The sequence below is a fragment of the Streptosporangium sp. NPDC002544 genome (genome assembly GCF_040295965.1).
Classification (GTDB): Bacteria; Actinomycetota; Actinomycetes; order Streptosporangiales; family Streptosporangiaceae; genus Streptosporangium.
On sequence record NZ_JBEOWJ010000001.1, the window covers coordinates 604,386 to 608,812 of the forward strand.

The window sequence follows — 4,427 nt, forward strand, 5'->3', positions numbered from 1 at the left end:
GGAGGTGCGGCGTCGGGTGCTGGGTGAGGAGCACCCAGACACGCTGTCCAGCCGGAACAATCTGGCGAGTGTGCTGAGGGATCTGGGGCGGTTGGCTGAGGCTGAGGCTGAGCATCGGGCGGTGCTGGAGGTGCGGCGTCGGGTGCTGGGTGAGGAGCACCCAGACACGCTGTCCAGCCGGAACAATCTGGCGAGTGTGCTGAGGGATCTGGGGCGGTTGGCCGAGGCCGTGGCTGAGCATCGGGCGGTGCTGGAGATCTGCCGTCGGGTGCTGGGTGAGGAGCACCCAGACACGCTGTCCAGCCGGAACAATCTGGCGGGTGTGCTGAGGGATCTGGGGCGGTTGGCCGAGGCCGTGGCTGAGCATCGGGCGGTGCTGGAGATCTGCCGTCGGGTGCTGGGTGAGGAGCACCCGCACACGCTGTCCAGCCGGAACAATCTGGCGAGTGTGCTGAGGGATCTGGGGCGGTTGGAGGAATCCCAGGTATTGGAGTGATTTGTAGCTCGTACAGCAGCCGGATACAGCAACACCGCCTCACACGATCACATGCCACCAGACCGCATCTGCCATGTGACCAGGGCGAGGAGCCCTCTACGTCGTGGCTGGCTCCTGTTTGCAAACAGGCACTCAAGCTTGTGGCGACGGTCCTGCGTAGGGTGTCGTCGTGCAACGGCTTGCGCTTTTCGATCTGGACAACACCCTCGTCAACCTGGACGCGGCTTTCCAGGCGTGGGCTGGGGAGTTCGTCGAGGCGCATGATTTAGGCCGCGAAGCGGTTGATTGGCTGATCGCTCTCGACCAGGCCGGCTACCCGCACCGCGAGGTCTTCTTCAACAAGGTCCGCGACCGTTTCGCCCTACCCGAGCCGGTCGACGAGCTGTGGAGCCGCTATCGCCAGCGGATGCCCTACCTCGTCCGCTGCCGACCCGAAGTGATGGACGGACTGTCACGGCTTCGCACGTCGGGCTGGCGAGTGGGGATCGTCACCAACGGGACGGCGGACAATCAGCTCGGCAAGATCCAGCGCACCGGGCTGGCCGAGGCCGTGGACGCCTACGCGCTTTCGGGAATCGAGGGCATCCGCAAGCCCGACACCGGCCTGTTCGAGATCGCCGCCAGGCGCTGCGGTGCGGATCTCGCAGACGGGGGATGGATGGTCGGTGATCACCTTGTCGCAGATATCGGCGGGGGACAGGCCGCGGGCCTGCGAACCGTCTGGATCGACCGGGGTACGTGGCCGGGGCATGAGCATGACGCGGATTATGTCGTTACTGACGTACTCCAGGCGATGGAGATCCTGCAAGCGGAGCGGTAGCCGGTGCAAGCCTCTGGACAACGCGAATGGTGATCTTGCTAACGCGGATGCTAACACCGGTCCTGGACGACCCTGGACACGCCTGGACTTCTGGACGCTGCCGACCCCGTCCGATCAGGCAGAGGAGATAGCGGTGGACGGTCCTGGACGATCGTCCCTTAACTCGTAATGAAGAGGTCTAGGGCTGAAAGCCCTTGATGCGGCTTGTCGGCCGGAAGGCGGCGTGTCAGCCAGCTAGGTTAGCCGCGGCGCGGTTCTTTGGCTGTTGCGGATGGCGCCACTTGTGTTGCCTATCCATGTCGCGGTCTTTCTTCGGCGGGCCTTGCCGCTGGATGGCGCAGGGTGGATCAAAGTCGACGCTTTGTGCGCATTGATCGGGGCTGGATGATTAGAGTCCTCAACGATGAGGTGTGCCGGGTGCGTGCCGTCGGGGGGGCGTCGTTCGTCTGGGGAAGGGCTGAAGGATGAGCGGGGATCTGGTGAGCTTGGCCAATGATCTGTCGCCGTATGTGACGGCGGCAGTGAGCGCCTATGGTGGCGCGGTGCTGGCCAGGGCCAACGAGGAGGCCGCCGACACGACGGTGGGATGGGGACGCAAGCTGCTGCAGCGCATCTTCGGAGTGACGGCCGCCGAAGAGGAGTTGCCCGAGGTGGTGGCCGAACTGGTGGCCGAGCCGAAGAACGCGGACCTGCAGGCGGTGTTGCGCGTGCACATCGGCAAGCTGCTGAAGGCCGATCCGGTACTGGCCGCGCAGGTGCGGGCCATGTGCGAGCAGGCGGATGCCGCCACCGGCCGAAGCGGGAGTACGACGGTGATCGCATCGGGGTCGCGGGCGGTGGCAGCCGGTCGTGACATCACCGCTCCGGTGAGCACGGGAGACAACTCCCCTATTGACCCCACCTGACGTGATGGACACCTCCCCGGTACCGGAGTCTAGGGTTTCTGTTCCCGGGGAGCGGGCGGTGGCAGCCGGTCGTGACATCACCGCTCCGATGACCACGGGCAACGACTCCCCGATCTACGCGCCGCGGCTGGAGGCGGGCAGTTTGCTGCCGGCTCGTCAGGTGCACGTGTTCTCGCAGGAGCCGGTACGCCGGTTGGAGGCGCCGCGTTCCTGGCAGTTCGTAGGGCGCACGCAGGAACTGGAGCGGTTGCGAGGGGTGCTGGCCGGTGAGGGTGTGCCGGTGGTGGTGCGCCAGGTGGTGCACGGTATGGGCGGGGTCGGCAAGTCGGAGCTGGTACGCCATTACGCCCATGCTCATCAGGACCGGTATCCGGTGGCGTGGTGGATCACCGCTGATTCCCCGCAGAACCTGCAGCAGGGGCTGGCCGGGCTGGCGGCGGCGATTCATCCACCGGTCGCCTTGGTGGGGGATGCCGCACGGGCTGCCGGGTGGGCGTTGGAGTGGTTGCAGGCCCATCCCGGGTGGCTGGTGGTGCTGGACAACGTCGAGGATCCCGGCGACGTGCGTGAGTGTCTGGATCGGTTGTCTGCCGGGCATGTGGTGATCACCACCCGGCGCGATGTCTACTGGCCGAACCTGGCCACGCTCCCCCTACCGGTGCTGGGCAAGCAGTCCGCGTTGGAGTTGATGCGAGGGATCATCGAGCAGTCCCAGCCGGTCGGGCCGCGCGAGGTGGCCGATCTGGAGGTCATCGCGGCTGAGCTGGGGTATTTGCCGCTGGCGTTGGAGCAGGCGGCGGCCTACATGCACCAGCAACGCCGCAGCCCCGCCCGCTACCTGCGGCAGCTACGAGACCAGCCAGCCAAGACGCACGCTCGCTTTCCACACGGCGGTGACGCTGAGCGGATCATGACCAGGCTGTGGCAACGACACCTGCAAGCATTGCGGGAACGAGACCGCATCGATGGCCTGGCCAGTGAACATCTACTGCGAGTGCTGGCCTGCTACGCCCCCGATGATGTTCCTCGGACTCTGCTCGGCGACCACTCGCCAGGTGATCAGGAGATCGACGCTGAGGAGGGTGACTGGGAAGAGGCGTTGGGGGTGCTGGCCTCGTACAGCATGATCACCCGCGTGGGGTTGGACGACGCCGAGACGATCAGCATGCACCGGCTCTTCCACTCGGTGATCCGCAACGGCCTGGACTACGACGATCCTCGACAGCACGCCGCCCGGCAAAGCGCCCTGACCTGGTTAGAACAAGCGCTCCCTCCCGATCCGAGCTCCAACGTCGACGGCTGGCCCGCGTGGCGCGACCTCATGCCCCACATCGATGCCCTTACTTCCTGCCACCGGCAGGGAGGCGAACCACGAACCCTCGGCGAGGTCCTTAACTACGCCACGCTCTTTGCCTTGGCACAGGGCCAACCTCAACGAGCCCATCACCTCGCCAGCCGAGCATCAGCTATCGCCGAGGCTGCTTATGGCCCTGACCACCCTTTCGTAGCGATCGGATTGGGAAACCTCGCCGCTAGTTTCCGTGACCTGGGCCGGCCTGGTGAGGCGATGCCGCTGTTTGAGAGGGCGTTGGCCATCACCGAGGCCGCCCACGGCCCCGACCACCCCACCGTCGCGATCGGATTGGGAAACCTCGCCTCCAACTTCCGTGATCTGGGCCGGCCTGGTGAGGCGGTGCCGCTGTTTGAGAGGGCGTTGGCCATCACCGAGGCTGCTTATGGCCCTGACCACCCTTTCGTAGCGATCGGATTGGGAAACCTCGCCGCTAGTTTCTGTGATCTGGGTCGGCCTGGTGAGGCGGTGCCGTTGGAGCAGCGGGCGTTGGCCATCGCCGAGGCCACCTATGGCCCCGACCACCCCGACGTCGCGACCAGACTGGGAAACCTCGCCTCCAGCTTTAGCGCTCTGGGCCGGCCTGGTGAGGCGGTGCCGTTGGAGCAGCGGGCGTTGGCCATCGCCGAGGCTGCCCACGGCCCCGACCACCCCGACGTCGCGACCAGACTGGGAAACCTCGCCTCCAGCTTTCGCGCTCTGGGTCGGCCTGGTGAGGCGGTGCCGTTGGAGCAGCGGGCGTTGGCCATCACCGAGGCCACCTATGGCCCCGACCACCCCGACGTCGCGATCCGACTGGGGAACCTCGCCTCCAGCTTTCGTGATCTGGGTCGGCCTGGTGAGGCGGTGCCGTTG

Annotated in this window: 4 protein-coding genes; all 4 read left to right on the top strand. The window is 66.1% G+C overall.

Going from position 1 to position 4,427, the window contains the following annotated elements:
- Nucleotides 1–496: tetratricopeptide repeat protein (locus ABT061_RS02830; protein ID WP_350911946.1), on the top strand; the 496-nt coding region annotated here is incomplete at its 5' end.
- A gap of 169 nt (nt 497–665) precedes the next feature.
- Complete coding sequence (locus ABT061_RS02835) at nt 666–1,316, top strand: HAD family hydrolase (protein ID WP_350911948.1); 651 nt, start codon at nt 666–668, stop codon at nt 1,314–1,316.
- 479 nt (nt 1,317–1,795) lie between these two features.
- Entirely contained in the window at nt 1,796–2,221 is a 426-nt protein-coding gene (locus tag ABT061_RS02840) for a hypothetical protein (protein ID WP_350911950.1), read from the top strand.
- A gap of 88 nt (nt 2,222–2,309) precedes the next feature.
- The coding region (gene fxsT / locus ABT061_RS02845) for an FxSxx-COOH system tetratricopeptide repeat protein (protein WP_350911952.1) at nt 2,310–4,427 on the top strand (2,118 nt) is incomplete at its 3' end.